Raw genomic sequence first — 24,013 nt, forward strand, 5'->3', positions numbered from 1 at the left:
GACTGGATCTGACCTCGCTCTAGGCAAGACTGCTGTGGCTAGTTCAATAGAAGCAGCGGGATTCGAAGCTTCCAAAGCGACTGACGGTAATTCTTCAACAAGGTGGGCAAGTCTCGAAGGAAATAATAACGAGTGGATTTACGTAGATCTAGGTTCGAGCAAGAGTATCAACCGGGTGAAATTAAACTGGGAAGCCGCTTACGGTAAAAGCTACAAAATTCAAGTGTCCTCCAATTTAACGTCTTGGACGGATGTTTATTCAACAACAACTGGTAATGGCGCGATAGATGATATATCATTTACACCCCAAAATGGACGATATGTACGTGTACAATGTTCCGCGCGAGGTACAACGTATGGGTATTCACTCTTTGATTTTGAGGTATATGGTTCTTAATTTGTAGAATGCCTAAATGTTAGGTATAGGGGAAAAAAGTTCATTCACGTATGTCGTAGCATTCATCCCTAATTGATATTCGTGGGGACTGTGCACAAAACAAGCTTGGGTAGTCCTTATGGACCGTCCAAGCTTGTTTGTCATGTTCAAATCATTTGGGTACTAGTCTGATCGAACACCCCTTGTGGGCCAAGAGTCCCGTGAATACGAATGTGGTTGAACCAGTGTACATAGTCATATAGTTCTCTCGTTAGATCATCCAGACTATCAAAATGACGTCGCTTCACAAACTCTGTCTTGAAGAGTTTGAACGTTGCTTCTGCAACTGCATTGTCGTAGGGACAACCTTTCATACTCAAAGATCGTTTGATCTTAAACGTATCTAAGGCATCGTCTATCAGCTTGTTTTTAAACTCATTCCCACGGTCTGTATGAAAGAGCTGAATCCGATTGAGGTTGGTTTTAATCGATGCGAAGGCACGGTAGACGAGCCGATCATCTTTGTTTGGACCTGCACTATAACCTATGATTTCACGATTGAAGAGATCCACAAATACACATACGTAATTCCACTTTTGGTTGACTCTTACGTAGGTTAGATCACTCACGACAACAGACAATTCCTTCTCCTAAACAAACTGTCTATTTAATACATTAGCTTGTTTTGAGTCATTACAGCCCGTTGTGTGTGGTCTGTATTGAGCTACAGTATACGAAGAAACGAGACCCTGTTCTTTCATGATTCTCCCAATTCTTCGTCTGGATACCGTTAACTCTAGCTTTTCTAATTCTACTTTGATCTTACGTGTTCCATAGGTTTGACGACTTGCTTGGAATATATTGACGATAACAGAGGAAATCTCATCTTCTGAAGACGGCTCGCTCGCTTCATAATAGTATGTGCTTCTTGGGAGTTGAAGGACTGTACACATGGCTGATATCGAGTATTTGTGTTGATTATTCCGAATCACATTTACTTTCGTCCTAGTATCAGCGCAGCTTGCTTTAGTATGTCATTTTCCATAAGTAGCTGTTTGTTTTCTTTTCGAAGTTTATTAAGTTCTGCATCTTCTTTCGACAAGTTGTCCTTTTCCTTGAAGGAGCCTGTTTTCTCGCTTTGCAAGATCCATTTATCTAATGAAGATGGTGTCAATTCATATTCTTTAATTATCTCTATCTTTCCAACCTTTCCCGAAATCACTCTCTTTAACATTATCTAAAATTAAAACTCTTCCTTCACTAATTTCAAATACATAACCTTGACCAGAGGGTTCGGAAGTTAGTTTCTCTTCACATCCCAACAAAGCAATTATCATTACTACTATCATCAACATCTTTAAATACCTCATTATCTATTCGCCTCCATAAACTAAACGAATGTGGTTCCATTTTTGTTACGAAAGGTTAAACTAAACTGCCCGTTAGCGGAAAAGACCTGCCGATTCATTGCTGTCGGCAAGTCTTTTCCTGATGTGTATTGCTATCGTATTCCGATAGCTCATTAGCATGCTTCAGCTAAATGATGGAAATGAGATATGATAATAACTATTTACAAACCGACGGTCTGTATTTACAATAAAAATCTAGACACTAATCAATCGACGTATAGGTTGTCAAAAGAACACGGAGGGATTACCTTAAGCAAGAGGAACGGAGGCAGCAAACAACAGGGTTGCTACTTGATTCGACCAAAGAGCTGATACTAGAAAAAGGTTGTCACTCTGTCACTATGAAGGACATCATGGAAAAATCGGGATTGTCAAAGGGCGCTATATTCCATTACGTGAAGAGCAAGGACGAGATCTTTGCCTGGGTGCTGCAGGAGCGACTCGAAGAGACAAACGAACATTTTATGAACGTAGTGGAACAAAGCGAAAAAACGTTCGATGGACCCATGCAGAAGATCATTGACAGTCTTCCGGTGCTGGAAGTTGGTCAGGACGTAACGAACAAGGTGCTGATGTATTTACTTGGAAAGTAAGATCAGCCTCTCGTCGCAGAAGTACTCAATCAGTATTATGAGCGGTCTGTGCATTTATCCAAGCAACGGTAAAAGACGTCATGCTTGCCGATTATGTATCTACGCTCTCAGATCTCGTGATCTTCTTTATCTCGGCTAATATGATTATCAAGCGTCCCGCTATTGGGTCATCTTCGGAATTGCCGCGACATTGTTGCCGATCATCATATTATTTCTCATGATAACGAAAAGCTTCTAAACGGAGGGATAAAGATGGTACCTTTATTTGCGCTTGTTGTTTCGTTTCTTCTGTTCTGGGTTCTCGGGTTGTTCGGCTGGCCTTATTTCGACAATTGGCATTCTTCGCTTCAGGGAGCAGTGGCCGTCATGCTACTGCTTACCGCTTCCGCCCACTGGGGAAAAAGACGGCCTGATCTCATCCGGATGATCCCGGCTGCCTTTCCAAAACCGGATTGGATTGTGTCGGCCACCGGGTGGCTGGAAATTGCGGGAGCCATCGGCATTCTCTTCCCCACTACCTCCCGCGCGTCTTCCGTCTGCTTGGCGGTTCTACTTGTGACTATGTTCCCTGCCAATGTAAGGGCAGCCCGAAAAAAACTAACTATCGGTGGGAGACCTACACCTAAGATACTAGTCCGTACATTGCTGCAGCTCGTGTTTCTTGCGGCGGTCCTCTTAGCGGGTTAATTTTGCGCCTTGTTCATGTAGATCCAATAATTAACAACACAATTGATTTACAAAGGCAGCACGAACTCTATTCACGATGACGCAGCGTACGCGAAGTCTTGGTGCTGCTCTTCGCATATAAACATGATGACGAGTAGCGTAGCGAATCAGTTTTGATGTTTATATGCCAACTTCGATCGACCTACACTTCTAAAATTATGGCCGAGATGGAGCAACAGCGTAAAGAAGAACGGAAGCAGGATTCCACTGCGCTAACGCTTCATTACCCTAAAGCTCTTCTACTACCTTGCTAGTCCCGTTAAAAATATCAATGGAAACTGGGTTCCTTTCCCAGGTTCGCTTGATATTTAGGGACGATGAACCGGGGGATTATATGCATTACGTTGTTTAAACAATCTTAACTCAAGCTAAGCATATATGCTTAAGCATGCCGTGAGAAAACAGGTCACCCACAGGGTCACCTGTACTTATAGACTATTATGTATTCAAGCTAGTTATAGTACAGCATACATGAGTCCTCATCTTGTTGAACAGGTGGGGGCTATTTGACGCTTACATAGGAAAATAACTTTCACGGTCAAGCGAATATTCCATACCTGGATCAACATGAATTAATTTCAGATATTACTAATAGACATCCCCTCGGCCAATCCAACTAACCCTCCAACGGAATTTCCACCCTGTATATTAACACCCTCAAGATTAATGTTAGTAAATGTGCCCAAAATAGCAACACCGAAGAGTCCTACAAATCCCGCACTACTTGTGATTGTTAAATTTCTTATTGTAAAACCCTTACCGTCCAAATGTCCGAAAAAAGCATTACTGTTGTTAGCACCGATTGGCGTCCAGCCGGCACCTTCTGAGTAGGAGCTCAAGTCAATATCTGACGTCAGTATAAAGTAGATTCCTGTTCCTAGATGATTCCTAACCTCGTTGAGCTGATCAGCGTTAGCAATTTGATACGGATCACCTTGACTCCCCGTTCCTCCAGCGAACGCTACTGCCGCATGGGCTTTACCTGCACCAACAATTAACCCACTCAATCCACCTAAAACCAATACCATCACTAAGATGACTGAAATCCCCTTTTGAACAAAAACTCGCATGCAAATTCCTCCTTGAGATGATGTTTCTTATCCTTCTAAGAGATAAGTATACACACCCCCAATGACAACAGAATGACAAAATGAAACAAAAAGAGCCCTTCTATAAAAATAAAATGGGCCCTTCATCTAACTCATTATGAGCCGTTAGCTTCGTTAAGAGTCGGAATGCGACTTGCGTATCCCCTCTAGTTAATAAGGCGTCGCACAACCGATAGGTTAAGGATGTATATAGCAGCGATAATCGTTCAACCTTGCCCCGATCCCAAGGGAATGCACGATCTCCGAATAAATCTCCATTATATAGCTGTTCTAGCTCAAATGCCTGGTCGATATAGTTGTCTTCTATGATCCCTAGCTGTTTACAGCCTTATTCAAAAGTGATGCTATCGACACTGGTCTGAGCAATATCCAGCGCATAATACGATTCCAGCAAGTAATTCATAATAAAGATTTCGCCCTACTTGTGATACGGTTCATCTTATCATCTCTAACGGTGAAATTTAAAGGCTATAAAAATCAAATCAAGGATAAGATTCAATACCGTTTCCCCAAGCCCAACTCTCTTCCGTGCGTCTATTACAGCAAGATTTGATCTATTTCATAATTACAGGCTTACCCTCATGAACAGAGCGATATCCTGCTAAAGCTACAAGGGCAGAACGCATGCCATCTTCTCCAGTAATAGGTACTGATTGACTAGTCATTAAAGCTTCCACGAATGCTTCAACCATTCGTTGATCCATACTATCTCCCCAGTATCTCCAACTTTCTGTACTAAGTTGACTGCTATAAAGCTCATTAGTTTGAGCTAGGCCATTTACGGAGATAACACCTTTTGTACCAATAATATCTAAGGCTACGTCGCCCCAAGTTGGATACGGTTTCTGTCTGGACCAGCTTGTGTCTAGTACACCAAATACACCATTATCATACTTCACATGAATCATACCCGCATCATCAATGTCCAAATCATGATGGAAAAGAGTAGCTGCTCGTGCGTAAACCTCTATAGGTACTTTGCCAGTAAACCAATTCATAAGATCCATTACATGAACCGTATGATCCAATAAAGCTCCACCGCCAGATAATTGTTTATCGGTGAACCAGCCGGTAGGGGCTGTTCCTCTATTCATTCCCTTAAAGGCAACAATCTCTCCGATTTCACCTTCTTCAATAGATTGCTTTGCCTTTGCAACAGCCGTTATATATCTGCAAGGAAAGGCAGTCATTAGCTGCACCTTATTTCTTGCACAAGCATCAATCATGCTCTGCATGTCTTCAATAGAAATACCTAGAGGCTTCTCGCATAAAATATGCTTACCTTTATTCGCCGCTGATATAGTTAACTCTGCATGAAAAACATTTTCTGAACAAATAACAACAGCATCTATGTCCTGTTCAAGTAGCTCATTATAATCGGAATAATAAGCAATTCCATGCTCTGCAATCACCTTCTGTACACGGCTTTCAATGTTGTCAGCAATACCAATAACCTCTACCGTTGATAAGGAAAGCAAAACATTTAAGTAAGTGAATGCATGGCTGTGTGCAAAGCTAATCATACCAACCTTTAATTTACTCATGTATGCTACCTCCTTTTGCAAGATAGACAACTTGTCCAGTTTTTGCACTTTCCACGGCAGCTAATGCAATCTCTAGTGCTTTATATGCATCATGAGCATTAACTATAGGTTCTGTCCCACTCATCAAACAGTTTATAAAATGCTCCAACTCCCGATGATAAGGACTGTTAGCAACCGGACTATTATACACATTAACATATGAATGAGTTTCTTCTGAGGCAAATTTATGAACTTCATACGAATGACTTTTTAGACTATTTGCCACAATAATTCCTTTATCTCCTGAAATTTCTGCTTTTGTGTGAAATGGAACAGGATGCCCCCAACTTCCTTCAACGTTAGCAAAGCCACCATTTTCGAATTGAAGCGTAACGAGTGCATAATCCAAGTTCTCACTCACCGTATTTAATGTATACACGGATTCAACCTCACCCATTGTCCATCTTAAAAAATCCAAGTCGTGTATCATAAGATCCACGATGACTCCCTTACTTTTACTATAGTCTCTATACCAAGCTCTAGAGTTACCTGGATGAGAACCCACTCGAGAAGCATGAGCGACACCAGTTGCACCCACTAAATCATTATCTATTGCGTGCTTTATATTTACATATTGAGGAAAAAATCTGACTACATGACCTACAAATAAACGAACATTATTCTCGTCAGTGCATCGAATCATTTCTTCCGCATCTTCAAGTGTAAGGGCTATTGGTTTTTCGCAAATAATATGCTTTTTTGCTCTTGCCGATAATATGGTATACTCTTTATGCAAATAACTTGGTAGAGTTATACTAATAACATCAAAATCAGCCTCTGATAAAAGCTGTTCGAAGGAATAAAAAGCAGGGGCGCCTGTTTCTTGAGATAATAAATCGGCTTGCTTCACGCTTAGATCACAAACTCCCGTTAACTCTACTTCTTTCATTTTTAAATACACATTTGCGTGAACTTTACCTAATTCACCGCAACCTAAAACAGCAATTTTCATTTTCTTCTCCTTTTCGACTAAAAAGTTTAAATTTTAAAGTTAAATCTTTGAAGTTTATTCCATGATTCATTTAATTTGTATCCATATTCTATCTAAGTCAGAAGGTGATATCATGAATACGATTAATGAACCCATTAGCTATCAAAATTCATTATTAGAAATTAAAAGTTGGGAGTTTACTCATAACCTTGATACAGTAGCTGACTCACCTTGGCATTATCATAAGGAAATCGAAATGGTTTTAGTATTGGATGGCGTTCATAAAATATTTACGTCCACACAAAGCTATACAATGAATAAAGGAGATATTGTTCTAATTGGATCTTCTCAAGTTCATAAACCTTCTATTTTACCAAATCAAGAGGTAACCTATATTGTGCTCCATTTCAATCTTGAGCCTTACATGGATTTAGCAATGATGCACTATTCCAATTTTTTCCTGGAATCCATTAATCCGCTAGAAAGACTGAATTATTTATTTCAGCAGAATTCCCTTATTCAAGCTGAAATTGGCACGTGCATTCTCAGTATTCACAAGGAAATTATGGAAAAGAAAAAGGGCTATGAGATTGCCATTAGCATGCATATAAAGCATATTCTTTTAACGCTTTTACGCAGTGAACAGAAACCTGTTTTCTATGCTAATCATAGTGACGCACAATTGATTCATCGTATTATGACCTATATAAATGAACATCTATATGGAAAAATTGATATGAACCAAATTAGTAAGAAAGCTGGTATGAGCTATGTTTATTTTTCGCGATATTTCAAAAAAAAAGTAGGTATCTCCTTTACCGATTATGTGAACCGCCAACGAATTGCAAAGGCAGAGCGCTTATTATTAACCTATGATATGAATATTACCGATATAGCCGAAAAAGTTGGTTTAAATAATATGGCCCATTTTTATGAGCTTTTCAAAAGATTTAATGGATGTACACCGAAAAAGTTCAAAGAGAAATTAAATCAATTAGGAAAATAGTCAATTCGGTTATTGTTCCCTTAACAAATAAAGATGTCCGACACTTGCACTTCATAGTGCAGGTGCCGGGCGTCACTGTATACAGGCTTTGAATCACAGTATAGTGATCTATTTATTTACCAGAGAAACGTTGATATGCTGCTTCATACATTTCCATATAACGAGATAGACCGATTTTTTCTAACTCAGCTCCATACTTACCCCAGTTATTAAAGGATTCAGTACCAGAAATGAACGCTGCTTCTTTTTCTGAAATAAAGGTATATAGATCCTCTTGAAGAAGAGCAAGCTCATCTAACTCATTTTGAGAGAAGTTGAATGGTGGCCATACTTCATCAATAATATAATCCTCAATAACCTCAACAGCTGCTAATGTATCCTCATAAGTTTCAGCACCCTTAAAGTATTCTTGTTTTACTACGCTCGGGTAACCTCCACCTAACCAAGTTACATATTGAGCGAGTATTTGGTTTTGCGTCAAACCATCTGGATTGTTTTTAATAAAATCTAGATATTCCACTGAACCATCAGCTTGCTCCTCATAAGTAACACCTTCTAGACCCATGAAGAACATTTTAATACCTTCATCGGAGTAGAAATAATCCATCCAGCGAACAGTCGCTTCTGGACTCTCATTCTTATCTGTAATAACAAATGCGCCCTCTTTAACTAATGATGATGAAGTATAAGTAAATTCACGATCTCCATATGGTCCTTCCAAAGCATTCATACCTATAAAATTATCAGAGCTCATTGGATCATTTGCGTTATAAGCAATAGCAGAGCCGTATACACCTTCAGCACCTTGTGCGTAGAACTCTGCACTTGCAAGCGTAAAGATATCAGCATTCACTAAGCCTTCTGAATGAAGACGATTAGCATATTGAAGTACCTCCTTGTAACGATCAGAAGCACGGTAGAAGCGAAGCTCATTCGTTTCTGGATTAATGTCCACATAACGATGAGAAGTACCTTTATTGCCTAGTCCCCATGCACCTTGTATATATAATAGTAGAGCATCATATCCACGACCTACATACGGCAACTCATCAAATTTTCCATTACCATTCGGATCTTGTTCTTTTACAGCCTTTAAGTATTGATAAAATTCATCAGTCGTTGTTGGATTTTCCATTCCTAATTTTTCTAACCAATCTTCACGAATCCAGCCTTTAGCAGGCGTTAAAACAGAAGTGAACTCTGGATCATAGAACGTTGGGAATGAATAAATGTTACCATCTGGCATAGTTAATGCTTGCTTAATTTCAGGATTTTCAGCTAAAATCTTTTGGAAATTTGGAGCATATTCTGCAATAAGGTCATTTAGTGGCATTAAAATACCTTGCTGACCATACTTAAAGATTTCAGAAGATGTAAAATTTGCAGTGTGGAAAGCATCTGGATAATCACCACTAGCTAGCAATAAGTTTTTCTTCTCTGCTACTGCATCTGCTGGAACCATTTCCCATGTGATATCAACATTCGTCATTTTTTCATACTCTTCAAACAAGGGAACTGTGTTCCAATCTGGGTTTGAGGAATAGGCATACCCACCAAAGAAAGTTAAGTCAACCGCTTCATTTACAATTGGAAAACCTGTTGAATTCACATTTGATGCTGCAATGTCTGTTGTGGCTGCAGCTTGATTTGCATTAGTGCTGCTATTATTATTTACAGCATTTCCGCTACTACCACATGCAGATAATAAAATACTAGAAGCCATCAATAAAACTGCGCTTTTATTCATTACATTTTTCATTTTAACACTCCTCAAAAGTATGAATTTATTCATTAATAACTAACCCTTCAATGAACCTACTAGCATGCCCTTAACGAAGTACTTTTGTAAAAATGGATATAAAACAAGCATGGGCAAATTAGCAACGACAACAATCGCATACTTTAATGACTCTACCTGCATGAGATGCACAAGTGCATCGCCATCATTAAAATTAGTCATCGATTCCATCTGATTTTGGAGCAATATTTCTCTTAAAAATAATTGCAGTGGGTACTTTCCTCGATCTGTAAAATACATCAAAGCATTAAAATAAGAATTCCAGTGACCAACGGAATAGAACAGCAACATTACTGCCATAATCGGCAAAGATAACGGAAGAATAATACGAAATAAAATTCCGAAATGCGAGCATCCATCAATGGAAGCAGACTCCTGAATTTCATACGGAATCGCTGTTTGGAAAAATGTCCTCATGATAATCAAGTTCCATACCGATACAGCACCAGGGAAAATAACAGCCCACATCGTATTTAGTAAATCCAAGTCCTTCATTAGAAGGTACATAGGGATAATGCCACCACTAAAGAAAATTGAAAATACTAACAAAGCTGAAACGATATTTTTTAGAATATATTCATTACGTGACAGCACATACGCACCTAAGGTTGTCAAAACAAGATTAATAATTATACCTACAATCGTATAAAGAGTCGTATTGATATATCCAACTAGAATATCTTTATTATCAAATACCTTTAGGTACGTCTCAAAGGTAAAATCCACGGGCCAAAGCCATACTTTACCGTAAAGCACGTTCTCTGGCGCACTAAGGGAAGAGCTGACTACAAAGATAAGAGGATATAATACGACTACCGTGATCAAACAAAGCAAGATAATAATTACTACATTCGTTATTCTATCGCTTAATGTATCACGTACCACATCGATCACCTCTCCTCTACCATAAACTAGCCTGCTTCATACGACGAGCAATCGTATTGACCATAACTACCAGAATAAAACTAATGACTGAATTCAAGAATCCTATCGCTGTGGAATAGCTGTACTGAGCTCCTAAAATACCTGTGCGATATACATAGGTTGCTACAACATCTGAAGAGGATAGATTCAAATTATTTTGCATTAGGTATACCTTTTCAAATCCTACACCTAACACTTGTCCTACATTTAGAATAAGCAAAATGACAATCGTAGGAATTAACGCAGGGAAATTAATATGTCTAATGCGATTGAATAAGTTTGCTCCATCAACCTTTGCAGCTTCATATAGCTGAGGATCAATAGCTGTTAGTGCGGCCAAATAAATAATTGAGTTCCATCCAAGTGATTGCCATGCTCCAGACAATACATAAATCGTTTTGAACCATGCAGGATCAGTCATAAAATCTTTACTTTCCATCCCTAACACGACTAATAAGCGATTAATCATACCTGAATCTGGATCAAGAAACATTATAATCATCCCTACAACAACGACTGAAGATAGAAAATGTGGAGCATACGTTATCGTTTGAACAGTTTTACGGAACCAGCTTACTCTAACCTCATTGAGCAATAAAGCTAGAATGATAGGCAAAGGAAATCCTACGATAAGCTGAAATAAACCAATCTCTAATGTGTTCTTAACCAGTCTCCAAAACTGATAGCTTTCATAAAATCGTTGGAAATGCTCTATACCTACCCACGGACTATTCCAGATCCCTTTTGAAGCAATGAAATCCTTAAATGCAATTTGCAACCCATACATAGGGTAATATTCGAATATTACAAAATAGAGCAATACAGGAAGGATAATGACATGCAATTGCCATTGCTTTAAAAACTTAATACAATATTGTTTCATAGATTTTTTTATTGAAGAAAACTTATTTTCCTTGTACCCTTTCTCAATTTGTATTTCCAAAAATTCACCCCATTCTTTCTATGCTATTTGTTCACAAACTAATCATACAGTTGCAAAGCGCTTTTAGTATATTCTAAAATTCATTCAATTTATATTCATATTCAACCTCATTAACAATCAGTTAACAATGCCTTTAAATCAGAAAAACATATTGGTAATCTTTTACCAAAATATAATTTTTAAGGATTTTATATAGCAAATGAAAGGAGTTTATTCATTGAGCAGAGTGATAGCTTCCCGTTTATTGAATCGGGCCGCACATATGTCCCGATTCGGTTTGTGTCTGAGCGGTTGGGTTCGGAGGTATTGTGGAACCAAAACAAAAAAGAGGTAACGATCCGCTGGATCGTTAATGAGAAGAAAGCAAACGTGAATGGACAAACGGTTTCTTTTGATACGCCGTTGCTATTGAAGAAGGACAGTACGTTTGTACCGGTACGCTTTGTGTCGGAGCTGCTGGAATCCTCCGTAGAATATATTGCGAACTCCAAAACGGTAATAATATTCGATAAAAAATAGCTTCATTGAATATAGTGGCTGTTCCCTCCCTTTACAATCTGAATAAACACTTGTTCAAAATCGATGGTTATACGGTCAATACTTTCCACCATCGTTCCTTGCTCTTTCAGAAGATCGAACAACTCGTAGACAAAGGCGTGAAGAGAGGTGTTTTTAGCAAAGATGGTAATAAAAAATTACGTGAGATATTCAATCAAGCACCTGTTGAATGAGAATAAGTACAGCTGTAGAACATGCCATTTTCTGGCATATGAAACGAATCACTGACTCATCACGGCGGAAGGTTTGATAAACAACTTGCTAGAGAAAATCATAAAAGACAATACCAAAGGAGAATTATATGACCCACTAGCTACCTTTTTATTGAAATATTCATATTGACTAACTAAACCGTGTTGAGCTGAAATCGTTAGAATATTATTCGATATTTGTTCCGTATTTTTTCTAGTTATACGATCCGCAACACTTCCTAGAGTCACGGTATTCCATTCAATCGGTATCTCACCCAATTCAGTCTGCTTATATTCCGTATTTTCAATTTTCTCGTCCGCTGTTGAAAGAATTTCAGCGATCTTTTAAAATAGAATTTATTGAATAGCTTAAATAAGCACCATTAATATTTGTATTGGGTCTGAATATATTGGTATCGCCACCGATAAGAACCTTATCAACTAAAAGAGAACTAGCATATGCAATGTCATAAGCAGATTACTCTCCATATTATTTCGTCCCCAATTCGTCCCCATTACACCAAATTCAAAAAACTCATTAACTAATAAAGCATTTACCTAAAACAAAAAAACCCTTACAGAGTAAGGGTTTGAAGGATAAAATTTAAGGTGGAGCCTAGTGGGATCGAACCCCTGACCTCATCACTGCCAGCGATGCGCTCTACCACGGATGGTCATTTACACAACCATAAAATAGAGTGAGGATAAAGATGTTATAGTATTTTTATTCTTGCCATTTTTCACGAACTGTTCGACTCATACTAATAATAGCTTCTCACCATAAACTTTAAGTGCTTAAACTCCATCATTTTCCTTCACCATTCGGGACTCACACCCTATAGATAGCGCCCATGCTGGGCGCAAAATAAAAAGGTCATCATTTTTCACATAATGATGACCTTCCTGCTTCGTATAGCCAAATTGAAAGTATATTAGGAAAGCTTCATAATAGATATTGAAGCGCCTTGACCTCGAGTTACCAATTCCACAAGTTCTGAAGCTCCATATAATTGAAGAGAAATTTTGCTTCCTGCAGTAATATACTCTATCACAGTAGCTGAATAATTTGATTGAGCATGACCTGGAGGAATGGTAGAAGTCAAAAGTGAAAAATCATTTATGAGTAACCGGGTTCCAATGCTTTTTGCCTCCGTCAAATTAACATGGTAGGTAATGTAATAAAATCCCGTTTGTTTAACTTCTATACCGTCAGATAAATGAGTGTAGTTTGTTGTATTAAGTGAAGCCGACGGCCAAGGTATTTTTATTCCCTCATAAGTGACAGAAACCGCTGTATTTTGCGTGACAGCATTTGCCCAAGGAATGGAGTTACTTCCTGACTCGCCTTGTGGGCCAGCAGCTCCAGTTGCACCCGTGTCGCCCTTATCTCCCTTATCACCTTGCGGTCCCGATGCTCCAGTTGCACCCGTGTCGCCCTTATCTCCTTTATCACCTTGCAATCCTGTTGATCCTGCTGGCCCTGTGTCGCCTGTGTCGCCTTTATCACCTTGCGGTCCTGCTGGTCCTGTTGCTCCCGTGTCGCCTATATCTCCTTTATCACCTTGCAATCCTGTTGGTCCTGCTGGTCCTGCTGACCCTGTGTCGCCTTTAGCTCCTTTATCACCTTGCGATCCTGTTGGTCCTGTTGGTCCTGTTGCTCCTGCGTCACCTTGCTCGCCCTGATCACCCTTTTCACCTGTTGGCTTTTCACTTGCTGACTGAGTATTAATATTGACTTGTCCCTTAGCACCATCACCCTCCCAAGCTATTTCCAACCCAAGAGAAGTGGCGAGCGCTCGAATCGGCAAGTATACACTGCCATGGAACGATAGAGGAGAAATTTTATTACCGTTTGTATCTAACAATTGAATCTGCTTGCCATCTACAGAAAGAGTAGCATTGGATACTTTCCCTGAAATTGTAGACCCTGTGTTCAATCCAGTATCATTATTAGGGGAGGCAGTAAATGAGATAGAGCTAGTTGTAATGTAAACCGCTTGCTCTGCTTGACTCCAGTCTACTTTTAATCCGAGTAGCTGAGAGGTCGCACGAAGTGGCAAATATAATGAGTTATCAATAGAAATTGAAAGGATATCCTGTTCTGCCTTCTTACCATCTACATAAATTGGAGTATTTGTTACCTTCCCTAGCGTATTTTCTGTCGCTGCTGCAACGGGTAATGCAAACATACTAGAAGCAATCAAAATAAAAACAAGCAAAGCGCTCATTTGCTTCTTAATCTTATTATACCCACCCATCAATTCATATTTCATTTTCTTTTCAATGATCAAAATAATCTTACTCCCCTCGATATACATATTATTTTAAATAAATGAAAACAATCATCGTTAGCATTTCTTCAATATAGTTATAACATATCTTTTTGTAATAAAATGTAGTGCTGATTACAAAAAACAAAAAAAGAGCAATCTATATAAATTGAATTAATGTTTTTGAAAACTATGGTAAGAAAAACATTGCCTGCTTGTCGGATAAGAAAGGAAACCTATTGGAACGGGATATAGTTCGTTTAACTCGCTATTCCATCATAGGATGTCCGAATCTTGTTCATATGCTAACATAGCCAACTCGACGAGGACTTTTAGCGGTAGATTGAGACGCCGTACTCCTCCACATTCGCTTCGTGCGCGCGGTCGCCTTGTGGCTCCACCATAATAAACAGAAAACCACGTCCAATGGACGTGGTTTGAATTGTTTATATGGTGGAGACTAGCGGGATCGAACCGCTGACCTCTTGCATGCCATGCAAGCGCTCTCCCAGCTGAGCTAAGCCCCCGTGGTACATTTGGATTCATTCTCGTCAATTCTCTGGGGTAGTGTAACTAACCACTCTGTGCTCCCAGCTGAGCTAAGGCCCCATTGACTTTGACAACAACTAATAACTTATCAAACAATAAAGATTATGTCAATATCAATATATCCCCTTGATAATATTCCTCTTATTCCTCAGACGTACTTTTAGATAAAAGAGTCTTCAGTTCTTTCATGAACATATTAATATCCTTAAATTGGCGATATACAGAAGCAAATCGTACATAAGCAACCTCATCCACCTGATATAGCTCTTCCATCACCAGTTCCCCGATCTGTTGACTTTCCACTTCTGGTACAGCCGTATCGCGAAGTGCCTTTTCTACCTCTGAGACGATCATATCGAACTGTTCTACAGATACTGGTCGTTTCTCGCAAGCTCGAATCAATCCGCGCATCATCTTATCTCTGCTAAACTCCTCACGATTACCATTCTTCTTGATTACAATTAGAGGGGCTTCTTCAACCATTTCAAACGTAGTGAATCTCCGTGCACATTGTTCACATTCACGCCTACGTCGGATCGATTTATTCTCATTCGCCGGACGCGAATCCAACACCTTAGTTCCCGAATAGTCACAGAAAGGGCACTTCATTTTCCTCAACACTTCCTTTTCACAGTGGATTAGTCCAACATTTATATTTATTTCCTTAATTTTCACACTTTATTTAGTTATGAAGATTGTATTTAAAGCACATAATACTTTTACCAACAGCGAGGAGGTGAACAACAATGAGCTCAAACAGCAACTCTAACAACTTAGTTGTAACTAAAGCTACAGGTGCCCTTGAACAAATGAAATATGAAATTGCTCAAGAACTTGGAATTAGCATTCCTCAAGATGGATATCAAGGTAATATGACTTCATATGAGAACGGTTCAATCGGAGGGTATATTACCAAACGATTAGTAACCATTGCAGAACAACAATTGGCTGGTCAATACAGCTAGTATAATTTAGATTAGGAGTGTTGGGCCGGATTAATATCTAGCCTAACACTTCTTTTTAGTTCATCAACATTAGAACTTATCATACACATCCGTATATTTCTCGTAATAATATAATACACGTTGTACATAATGCCTAGTCTGATCAATCGGAATTTCTTTAACCGTTTCAATTTGTCCATCCCATAGACCTTTATTCATCCAGCTTTTCACATTACCCGGACCTGCATTGTATGCGGCAATGGCTATCGCCCTATTACCATCAAACTGCTTAAATAAAGAGGATAAGTACCAGGTACCTAGCTGAATATTAGGACTGACTTCATGCTTAATCCGATCTAGAGATACTTCAGGGAGTTTAGCCATTTCCATAGCCCAAGTCGCTGTAGTCGGCATAAGTTGCATAATTCCAATCGCACCTTTACTCGACTCTTTACCCGTCTTAAAATTTGACTCTACTCGGATAATAGCAGCAATTAAATACGGATCAACATCATACTCTTCAGCTTGAAGTTTAATCTCTTCTTTGAAATGAATAGGATAAAACCAAGACATCCAATTACCATTGAAGAATAACAACATGACAAATGTAGTGAAAAGAAGCATAAGTACCCTCTTTTTACGAAAAAGTCTCATAACTGGCCTAACTGGAGCCATAATTCATTTACTTGTTGCTCCGTTGTCGCTAAGCTGTCACTGTTATCGATTACGAGATCTGTCATAGTCTTCTTCATTTCTATATCCATTTGTGCGTGGAGCCTAGCTTCCGCTTCATCATTAGACAAGCCATCTCTTTGCATCAACCTTAGCTTCTGTATATCCCTTGATACATATACCACCAGCACTTGTTCGAACATCGATTGTAGTCCTGATTCTAACAATAGAGGGATATCAACCACAATGAGCGTTTCCGGATTCTGCTTCTCGAGTTCCTTCATACGTTCACTCAATTGTTTGCGAATTTCAGGATGACTAATATCATTCAATATCTTAAGAGCTTCTTTATCATTAAATACAATACTCCCGAGCTTCTTCCGATCTAAAGTACCGTCTGCTTGTAATATAGCTTGTCCAAAAAAATTCGTCACTGCAGTAAGAACAGGCTGACCCGGGAGCATAACATCCCGGGCAATGGCATCTGCATCAACTAGCAAAGCCCCCTTCTTCACCAGAAGAGAGGACACGGTACTCTTCCCTGTAGCAATTCCTCCGGTTAATCCTATATTCATATTTCACCTCATAATAGCTTCATTATTCCCATTATTATTAACATTAAAGCTGGCAATGCCGTCATGTGCCGTGTCCATGATTTCATAGCAAATCGAAACCCTGTATTCATACCCATAACGAGAAAACTACCACTAAAGACAGCTATAACTAGCGATGTGGACAAGGGCGAAAAACCAAGTAGAGCTGCACCCAAACCTGCTCCGAATGCATCTAAAGACAACGCGATCCCCAACCACATCGCCTCATAACCCGAGATACTACCCGATTTATCCACGTCAGCGGAGGATGGAGTCCTTAATATTTGAATAACAAGCCCCATTTTGCGAATTTCAAATGTGAACAATTTGCGCTCCACTGGAAGTTGAGGATTTTCCTCCATCTTCTCAATAATTACAGGTTTAACCACTTGCTCCTTCTCCTTCTGCACAACCATCTGGACCAAAGACCATAATCCCATAATTATGAGAATAATAGCCCCTACAACAGACGCTACAGTAGGAGTAATAAAGTTCGCTAACATAACACCCACTTGCATCGAAATGTAAATAACAACACCCGAAAGAGTAGATATGATCATAATCGAAAGCAAGGGAATCTTCACCTGCTTCAAGCCATATGTAATCCCCACTCCAAAACTATCCAAACTTACCGCAAAAGCCAGCAACATCAGTGCAAAAATATGACTGTGCACCCCTGTCCCCTCCCTATCTCGTACGGAAGCATCGAATATTTCATCCGAAACTCTTCCGTAGCCATTGATGTATCCTCCGTTATTATATGGAAGACGAAACGGGTGGGTGCACATTAACATCATTATTACTGCTTAAGAGATCGTTCGCACTTGGAGCCTTTGACATCTCGGACAGAAATGCGTACCTCTTCCGCCCACAACTATCTTTTCGATAAGTGATCCACAGTTGATACAAGGTTTGTTCTCACGTCCGTACACTTGAAGTTCCTGCTGGAACATCCCCATCTCTCCTTGGCCATCCACATATGATTTGATCGAGGATCCTCCCGCTTCAATGGATTCCAATAATATTCTGACGATGGAGCCATGTAATATCCCAAGCTGCTTGTCCTCTATAGAATTTGTTGGTTGCTCTGGATGGATTCCCGCTTTAAATAAAGATTCATCTACATAGATATTACCAATTCCGACGACATATACCTGGTTCAAGAGGACTGATTTAATCTTAGTCTTCTTCCCCGTTAGTATCTTCTTGAATTGCTCTAGCGTAAATGACTCATCTAATGGCTCAACACCTAGCTTAGATAACGGTAAATTCACAAGATCCTCACCTGCTGCGAACAAGTGCATTGTACCAAATTGTCGGACATCTTTATAACGCAATTCTGTACCGTCGTTGAAATGAAAGACAACATGCGTATGCTTCTCTACTGGGTCTTGACTAGAGTAAAGACCGTATCTTCCTTCCATCCGTAAATGGGATACGAGTACAAGCCCATCCATCAGAATACGTAAAAATTTCCCACGTCGTTCCACACCTTGAACAGTATGTCCTGCAATCAAAAAGGAAAACTCATCTATATCATCAGGACGCTGAATAATTCGCCCCAAATGAACACTAACACGATCAATCGTTTTGTTTTTAATTAATACATTCAATGTGTTCTTTATCGTTTCTACTTCCGGTAATTCCGGCATAATGCTCTCACCTCTAACCCATTATAACGAAATTCTGACCTTTAGGGCTACTATTTAGCTTCATACCAGTTACTACCAAAGCTAACTTCAGCTTGTAGTGGAACAACAAGTTGAAGAGCTTGTGCCATAATTTCAGGGACAAGTGATTTCATCATCTCAAGTTCATCTTCAGGAACTTCGAATACCAATTCATCATGAACTTGTAGAAGCATACGGCTCTTTAATTTTTTATCTGAGAGCGCCTGATCCATATGCACCATTGCCAACTTAATAATATCTGCTGCCGTACCTTGGATAGGTGTATTCATCGCCGTACGTTCTGCGAATGATCGAAGATTGAAGTTACTGGAATTAATCTCAGGAAGATACCTTCTTCTGCCTAATAGCGTCGTGACATAACCATTCTCCTTGGCTTCTTTCACAATATCACCCATAAATTGTCTGACGCCTTGGAACACCTCGAAATATTGTTCGATAAATTGAGAAGCTTCTTTCCTCGTAATATTCAGATTCTGCGATAATCCATAATCACTAATGCCATACACGATACCGAAATTGACTGCCTTAGCAGAACGACGCATATTAGAATCTACTTCTTCTGGCTTCACTCCAAATACGTCCATAGCCGTCTTCGTATGAATGTCCATATTTTGAATGAAGGCTTCTTTAAGGTTCTCATCATTAGAGATATGTGCCAACACACGTAATTCAATCTGCGAATAGTCGGCCGCTAGAATAGACCACCCTGGTTCAGAAGGTACAAAAGCTTTACGGATTTTGCGACCTTCCTCAAGTCGAATCGGAATATTCTGTAGATTCGGAAATTGACTACTCAATCGACCCGTTGCAGCAATGGTCTGACGATAATACGTATGCACTTTACCTGTCTTAGGAGAGATCTCTTTAAGTAATCCTTCTACATAAGTTGATTGCAATTTAGCAAGTGTCCGATATTGTAGAATGAGTTGGACAACTTCATGATAAGGCGCTAGCTTCTCAAGTACCTCAGCATCAGTTGAGAATCCAGTCTTCGTCTTCTTCACTGCTGGAAGACCTAACTTCACGAATAGAATCTCACCTAACTGCTTCGGTGAATTTATATTAAACTTTGCATCTGCAATACGGTATATTTCTTCTTCAAGATGATGGATCTGCTCCGCAAGCTCCTTACCAAGCTGTTGTAAGCCCTCTGGGTTAACTTGGATCCCTTGCTTCTCCATATCTGCCAAAATACGTGATAGCGGCATCTCAAGGTCATGAAATAATGACTTCATCTCATTCTTATCCAACTCTTCTTCCTGCTTCGGAATAATACTAAGGATGGTAGCTGATTTACGTGCCAAGTGATTGCTCAGAACATCTACATCAGGCACTTTATATTTCGCACCTTTTCCGAATACATCTTCTTCATTAGCTACGGCTGATAAGCCATATTTGGAAGCCAATGCACTTACCGTTTGGTTGGATTCTGTTGGATCAAGCAAGTATGCAGCTAATTGAACATCAAAGTCTACACCAGCAAAGGGAATATCATTCCAATGCAACGCAAGATCCATTCGATGCAGATCATATCCTCTTTTCGGATACGCAGGGTCTTGTAGCCAATTCAGAATAGGTGCAGCAGAAGTTATTCTCAAGAGATCCAATGATACATAATCATGGCGCTCATAGGATGAGAACACGATACCAATGATCTCTGCACGATGCGGATTATCACCATACGTCTCTACATGCAACACTTCAACTTGTGGGAGCCGTGTAATAAACTCGTCCATATTATCTTCGTTAATGACAGTAACCTCTACATCCAGAACAGGTTGCGACGTAGCACCCACCCCTTCTTCTCCTTCTGCCGAGAAAGAAAGACGCTCCAACAATGATTTGAACTCTAATTTAGCGAGTGCCGGACCAGCATTCTCCTCCTGCAGACCATTGAACACCAGCTCATCAAATGTCTTATCTAATTGGACTTCCCGATAAATCGTAGCTAGCTTCTTACTTAGAATGGCATCATCGGCATGGGCCTCAATCTTTTCCTTCATTTTACCCTTTAACTCATGCGTATTGGCTAGAACCTCTTCTACCGATCCGAATTGATGCAGAAGCTTAAGAGCCGTCTTCTCACCTACACCTGGAACGCCTGGAATATTATCCGATGTATCTCCCATTAGCCCTTTCAAATCTGTAATTTGATGTGGTTCTAGACCATATTTCTCTTGAATTAATGCTGGGTTGTATATCTCAATATCCGTAACACCCTTGCGCGTCATCCCAATCTGTACATGCTCTGATGCCAGTTGAAACATATCCTTATCTCCCGATATGATCAATACTTCGCGGCCTGCTGCATCAGCTTGCTTGGCAATAGTCCCAATAATATCATCGGCTTCAAATCCACCCAATTCATATTGGGCAATTCCCAATCCCTCTAATAACTCTTTTAGCAAAGGAAACTGCTCAGATAGCTCATGCGGCGTCTTTGCCCGTCCACCCTTGTATTCTTTATAACTTTCATGTCGGAATGTCACTTTTCCAGCATCAAAGGCCACCATCATATGTGTCGGCTTATGATCCTCAATGATCCGAAGTAACATATTCGTAAATCCATATACGGCATTCGTATGCCATCCCTTGGTGTTCGTAAGTGGTGGCATTGCAAAAAAGGCACGATAAATAATACTATTTCCATCAATAAGAATTAACTTTTCCATAAAACACCTTCCCTTTACAACATTCTTCTATCATGATACCATAGGAACCCACAAATCGAGAAAAAAGCACCGACAATTGTCGATGCTAAGTTTTAAGCTACCTCTTTAATACATGTTCAAAAAGTCGGTTTTTTGAACTTCCTCTATTATTCGTTTAGGTCAGGTCGTGTTCCTGTCACTAGATAAATAACACTTTCCCCAATATTAGTAGCATGGTCTGCAATACGTTCAATGTAGCGAGCTACTAATGTCAATAACATCACTTGAGATATAGATTCAGGATGTGACGGTATATAGGTGTACAATTCTGTAATGATTTGTCCGTATAAATGATCCACTTCATCATCATCTCGTGCCATCTTTAAAGCCAGATCCGTATTCTCATCAAGATAGGAGGTAATAGCTTCTGAAATCATTACATCAACAATTTCAGCCATTTTAGGGATGTCAATAAGTGGCTTAATTAAAGGTTGCCCTTGGAGACGCATCGTTACTTTAGCAACATCTAATGCAAGATCTCCCATCCGCTCCAAGTCACTTGAAATTTTAAAAGCAACAAGGATACGTCGTAAATCCTTAGCAACAGGTTGCTGGGTAACAATCAAGCGTGATCCAATGTCCATAATTTGATCTTCCATTGCATTGAGTAACACATCATCCTTAACGATCTGTTGCGCTAAATCTACATTCAGTGTGTGCAGTGCTGTAATAGCGCCATCTAAAGCTTGAATAACATGTTCGCCCATTTTCCGTAACAATGTACGCAATTCATTTAGATCTTGGTCTAATCCTATTCTTCGAATCATAGGTCCATTATCCCCCCATCAATACTCTTCATTTAACCAAATCGTCCTGAAATATAGTCTTCCGTTCGGGAATCTTGAGGATTCGTAAATAAGACATCCGTTTCATCCGCTTCAACGACTTCCCCATTGAGGAAAAAAACCGTTCGCCCAGATACACGTGCTGCTTGATGCATATTATGAGTAACCATCACAATTGTATACATTTCCTTCAATTCCTGCACTAACTCTTCAATCTTAAGAGTCGAGATTGGATCGAGAGCTGAAGTTGCTTCATCCATCAATAAAATATCAGGCTGGACAGATAATGCACGTGCGATGCACAGACGCTGTTGCTGCCCGCCCGAAAGGCTTAGAGCTGAACGTTTCAAATAATCCTTCACTTCATCCCATAGCGCCGCTTGATGCAAGCTTTGTTCTACTATTTTATCAAGTTCTGCTTTATTCACAATTCCATGCAATCGAGGACCATAAGCAATATTATCATAAATCGATTTAGGGAATGGATTGGGTTGCTGAAATACCATACCCACTTGCTTACGGAGAACCTCAACTTGAACATCTTCACCATATATTTCTTTGCCATTAATTTTGACAGAACCAACAATTTGAGTTCCTGGAATCATATCATTCATACGATTCAATGTACGCAACAATGTTGATTTACCACAACCAGAAGGTCCAATAAATGACGTAATCGTCTTCTCTGGGATCGTTAGATCAACATCCTTGAGAGCATGGAAACTTCCGTAGAATAGATTTAATTGCTTAATATGGATAATATCTTCCATTTAATATTCTTATCTCCTTATCTATACGAGTTGTTCCCTAACATATTACTATTTTTATGTAAATACTGCACCCTACATTTGTAAGGTCCATGTAAAATATATTAATTGGGAACATTTCTCTTTTTATTAACAACTAATTTATAACCAACACCGCGAATAGAATCAATGTGGACAGAGTCAGGATCAAGTTCAAGTTTTTTACGAAGGGAACTAACATGCACGTCAACGGTTCTCTGACCCCCAATATAATCAAATCCCCAAACCTCGTTCATTAAATCATCCCTTGTGAGAACTACCCCAGGCTTGCGAGCAAGGTATAGAAGCACTTCAAACTCTTTGGGCCGTAGATTAATATTATGTCCACCTAATATCACTTCATATTTCTCTGGGAATATTTCTAACTGACCTAATGATATCATCGTGGATGTAGTCTGCGTTGTTATCACTTCTTCACTTTTACCTGATACTCTTCTTATAACAGCGCTCACTCTAGCCAATAATTCCGAGACACCAAAGGGCTTTGTTATATAATCATCAGCACCTAATTTAAGTCCTTGTACAACTTCCTCTTCAGCATTCTTAGCAGTTAGAATAATAATGGGCGTCACTACACCTTGTGCGCGTAATTTACCTAAAATATCAATACCATTCATTCCGGGGAGCATAATATCCAGTAGAATAAGGTCAAACATTTCCTGAGATGCACGTTCATAACCTATCGTCCCGTGATCTTCCACGGTTACATCATAACCTTCTTGTGTTAAATTATAGGATAATAATCGCGCCAATGTCGGCTCGTCCTCAATAACCAACAATCGTTGTGACATGTGAACCCCCCATTCTTTATATTTCATCACTTGCAGACGATCTTTATTCATAAT

Annotated in this window: 26 protein-coding genes, 1 tRNA gene and 1 pseudogene; 7 read left to right on the forward strand and 21 right to left on the reverse strand. The window is 39.5% G+C overall.

What is annotated here, in order from left to right; all coding sequences use genetic code 11:
• Positions 1-34 precede the first annotated feature (34 nt).
• Positions 35-397, forward strand: a complete 363-nt coding sequence (locus AC1TO8_RS04245) for a discoidin domain-containing protein (protein WP_482054507.1) — start codon at positions 35-37, stop codon at positions 395-397.
• Positions 398-543: 146 nt separating this feature from the next.
• On the opposite strand, the pseudogene AC1TO8_RS04250 reads toward AC1TO8_RS04245, so the two are convergent.
• Together AC1TO8_RS04250 and AC1TO8_RS04255 are read right to left on the reverse strand one after the other, a co-directional pair.
• Positions 544-1,577: pseudogene (locus tag AC1TO8_RS04250) on the reverse strand (IS3 family transposase); the annotation flags it as partial.
• Positions 1,561-1,746, reverse strand: coding sequence for a hypothetical protein (locus AC1TO8_RS04255; protein WP_482054347.1), 186 nt, complete (start codon positions 1,744-1,746; stop codon positions 1,561-1,563). The gene AC1TO8_RS04255 and the pseudogene AC1TO8_RS04250, both read right to left, overlap by 17 nt.
• Positions 1,747-2,069: 323 nt before the next feature.
• Between AC1TO8_RS04255 and AC1TO8_RS04260 the strand changes: the two genes are divergently transcribed.
• Positions 2,070-2,378, forward strand: a complete 309-nt coding sequence (locus AC1TO8_RS04260; RefSeq protein WP_482054348.1) for a TetR/AcrR family transcriptional regulator — start codon at positions 2,070-2,072, stop codon at positions 2,376-2,378.
• 252 nt (positions 2,379-2,630) lie between these two features.
• On the forward strand, positions 2,631-3,065 hold the full coding sequence (locus tag AC1TO8_RS04265) for a DoxX family protein (protein ID WP_482054349.1): 435 nt from the start codon (positions 2,631-2,633) through the stop codon (positions 3,063-3,065).
• Positions 3,066-3,682: 617 nt separating this feature from the next.
• Here the strand turns inward: AC1TO8_RS04265 and AC1TO8_RS04270 are convergent.
• The 4 genes from AC1TO8_RS04270 to AC1TO8_RS04285 all read right to left on the reverse strand — a co-directional run bounded on the left by AC1TO8_RS04270 (position 3,683) and on the right by AC1TO8_RS04285 (position 6,748).
• Positions 3,683-4,174, reverse strand: coding sequence for a M26 family metallopeptidase (locus AC1TO8_RS04270; protein ID WP_482054350.1), 492 nt, complete (start codon positions 4,172-4,174; stop codon positions 3,683-3,685).
• 100 nt (positions 4,175-4,274) lie between these two features.
• The gene (locus tag AC1TO8_RS04275; protein WP_482054508.1) at positions 4,275-4,523 is read right to left on the reverse strand and encodes a bacterial transcriptional activator domain-containing protein; all 249 of its coding nucleotides are present in this window, start codon (positions 4,521-4,523) and stop codon (positions 4,275-4,277) included.
• Between the two features lie 244 nt (positions 4,524-4,767).
• Complete coding sequence (locus AC1TO8_RS04280) at positions 4,768-5,757, reverse strand: Gfo/Idh/MocA family protein (protein ID WP_482054351.1); 990 nt, start codon at positions 5,755-5,757, stop codon at positions 4,768-4,770.
• Positions 5,750-6,748, reverse strand: coding sequence for a Gfo/Idh/MocA family protein (locus tag AC1TO8_RS04285; protein ID WP_482054352.1), 999 nt, complete (start codon positions 6,746-6,748; stop codon positions 5,750-5,752). Before AC1TO8_RS04285 ends, AC1TO8_RS04280 begins: the two co-directional genes overlap by 8 nt.
• Before the next feature lie 112 nt (positions 6,749-6,860).
• Between AC1TO8_RS04285 and AC1TO8_RS04290 the strand changes: the two genes are divergently transcribed.
• Positions 6,861-7,733: a helix-turn-helix domain-containing protein gene (locus AC1TO8_RS04290; protein ID WP_482054353.1), complete on the forward strand. Its 873-nt coding sequence runs from the start codon at positions 6,861-6,863 to the stop codon at positions 7,731-7,733.
• A 112-nt stretch (positions 7,734-7,845) separates the two neighbouring features.
• Here the strand turns inward: AC1TO8_RS04290 and AC1TO8_RS04295 are convergent, their stop codons facing one another.
• The 3 genes from AC1TO8_RS04295 to AC1TO8_RS04305 are packed head-to-tail and all read right to left on the reverse strand — an operon-like array spanning position 7,846 to position 11,338.
• Complete coding sequence (locus AC1TO8_RS04295) at positions 7,846-9,492, reverse strand: extracellular solute-binding protein (protein ID WP_482054354.1); 1,647 nt, start codon at positions 9,490-9,492, stop codon at positions 7,846-7,848.
• Positions 9,493-9,531: 39 nt separating this feature from the next.
• Positions 9,532-10,416: a carbohydrate ABC transporter permease gene (locus AC1TO8_RS04300; RefSeq protein ID WP_482054355.1), complete on the reverse strand. Its 885-nt coding sequence runs from the start codon at positions 10,414-10,416 to the stop codon at positions 9,532-9,534.
• 16 nt (positions 10,417-10,432) lie between these two features.
• Positions 10,433-11,338, reverse strand: a complete 906-nt coding sequence (locus AC1TO8_RS04305; RefSeq protein ID WP_482054356.1) for an ABC transporter permease — start codon at positions 11,336-11,338, stop codon at positions 10,433-10,435.
• Between the two features lie 276 nt (positions 11,339-11,614).
• Between AC1TO8_RS04305 and AC1TO8_RS04310 the strand changes: the two genes are divergently transcribed.
• Together AC1TO8_RS04310 and AC1TO8_RS04315 are read left to right on the forward strand one after the other, a co-directional pair.
• Entirely contained in the window at positions 11,615-11,917 is a 303-nt protein-coding gene (locus AC1TO8_RS04310) for a copper amine oxidase N-terminal domain-containing protein (protein WP_482054509.1), read from the forward strand.
• A 50-nt stretch (positions 11,918-11,967) separates the two neighbouring features.
• On the forward strand, positions 11,968-12,129 hold the full coding sequence (locus AC1TO8_RS04315; RefSeq protein ID WP_482054357.1) for a hypothetical protein: 162 nt from the start codon (positions 11,968-11,970) through the stop codon (positions 12,127-12,129).
• 48 nt (positions 12,130-12,177) lie between these two features.
• On the opposite strand, the gene AC1TO8_RS04320 is transcribed toward AC1TO8_RS04315, so the two are convergent.
• From AC1TO8_RS04320 to nrdR, 4 genes are all read right to left on the reverse strand, one after another.
• Entirely contained in the window at positions 12,178-12,426 is a 249-nt protein-coding gene (locus AC1TO8_RS04320; protein WP_482054358.1) for a hypothetical protein, read from the reverse strand.
• Between the two features lie 653 nt (positions 12,427-13,079).
• Positions 13,080-14,438, reverse strand: a complete 1,359-nt coding sequence (locus AC1TO8_RS04325; protein ID WP_482054359.1) for a BclA C-terminal domain-containing protein — start codon at positions 14,436-14,438, stop codon at positions 13,080-13,082.
• Positions 14,439-14,868: 430 nt separating this feature from the next.
• Positions 14,869-14,944 (reverse strand) — tRNA-Ala (locus AC1TO8_RS04330).
• A gap of 163 nt (positions 14,945-15,107) precedes the next feature.
• Positions 15,108-15,575 (reverse strand): transcriptional regulator NrdR, encoded by a 468-nt coding sequence (gene nrdR / locus AC1TO8_RS04335; RefSeq protein WP_482054360.1) that lies wholly within the window; start codon positions 15,573-15,575, stop codon positions 15,108-15,110.
• Positions 15,576-15,712: 137 nt separating this feature from the next.
• On the opposite strand from nrdR, the gene AC1TO8_RS04340 reads away from it, so the two are divergent.
• Positions 15,713-15,931 (forward strand): alpha/beta-type small acid-soluble spore protein, encoded by a 219-nt coding sequence (locus AC1TO8_RS04340; protein ID WP_438349636.1) that lies wholly within the window; start codon positions 15,713-15,715, stop codon positions 15,929-15,931.
• A 69-nt stretch (positions 15,932-16,000) separates the two neighbouring features.
• On the opposite strand, the gene AC1TO8_RS04345 is transcribed toward AC1TO8_RS04340, so the two are convergent.
• The 8 genes from AC1TO8_RS04345 to AC1TO8_RS04380 form a co-directional block, all read right to left on the reverse strand.
• Positions 16,001-16,564: a lytic transglycosylase domain-containing protein gene (locus tag AC1TO8_RS04345; RefSeq protein WP_482054361.1), complete on the reverse strand. Its 564-nt coding sequence runs from the start codon at positions 16,562-16,564 to the stop codon at positions 16,001-16,003.
• Positions 16,561-17,157: a dephospho-CoA kinase gene (gene coaE, locus AC1TO8_RS04350; protein ID WP_482054362.1), complete on the reverse strand. Its 597-nt coding sequence runs from the start codon at positions 17,155-17,157 to the stop codon at positions 16,561-16,563. Before coaE ends, AC1TO8_RS04345 begins: the two co-directional genes overlap by 4 nt.
• Positions 17,158-17,165: 8 nt before the next feature.
• Complete coding sequence (gene ytaF / locus AC1TO8_RS04355; RefSeq protein WP_482054363.1) at positions 17,166-17,849, reverse strand: sporulation membrane protein YtaF; 684 nt, start codon at positions 17,847-17,849, stop codon at positions 17,166-17,168.
• A gap of 132 nt (positions 17,850-17,981) precedes the next feature.
• Positions 17,982-18,827: a DNA-formamidopyrimidine glycosylase gene (gene mutM, locus AC1TO8_RS04360; RefSeq protein WP_482054364.1), complete on the reverse strand. Its 846-nt coding sequence runs from the start codon at positions 18,825-18,827 to the stop codon at positions 17,982-17,984.
• 50 nt (positions 18,828-18,877) lie between these two features.
• Positions 18,878-21,538, reverse strand: coding sequence for a DNA polymerase I (gene polA, locus AC1TO8_RS04365; protein ID WP_482054365.1), 2,661 nt, complete (start codon positions 21,536-21,538; stop codon positions 18,878-18,880).
• 146 nt (positions 21,539-21,684) lie between these two features.
• Complete coding sequence (gene phoU, locus AC1TO8_RS04370; protein ID WP_482054366.1) at positions 21,685-22,344, reverse strand: phosphate signaling complex protein PhoU; 660 nt, start codon at positions 22,342-22,344, stop codon at positions 21,685-21,687.
• A gap of 32 nt (positions 22,345-22,376) precedes the next feature.
• Positions 22,377-23,132 carry a phosphate ABC transporter ATP-binding protein PstB gene (gene pstB / locus AC1TO8_RS04375; protein ID WP_482054367.1) on the reverse strand — a complete coding sequence of 252 codons (756 nt, stop codon included), beginning with the start codon at positions 23,130-23,132 and terminating at the stop codon, positions 22,377-22,379.
• A gap of 101 nt (positions 23,133-23,233) precedes the next feature.
• The gene (locus AC1TO8_RS04380; RefSeq protein WP_482054510.1) at positions 23,234-23,959 is read right to left on the reverse strand and encodes a response regulator transcription factor; all 726 of its coding nucleotides are present in this window, start codon (positions 23,957-23,959) and stop codon (positions 23,234-23,236) included.
• Positions 23,960-24,013 lie beyond the last annotated feature (54 nt).

The organism is Paenibacillus sp. Y859 (assembly GCF_056786405.1).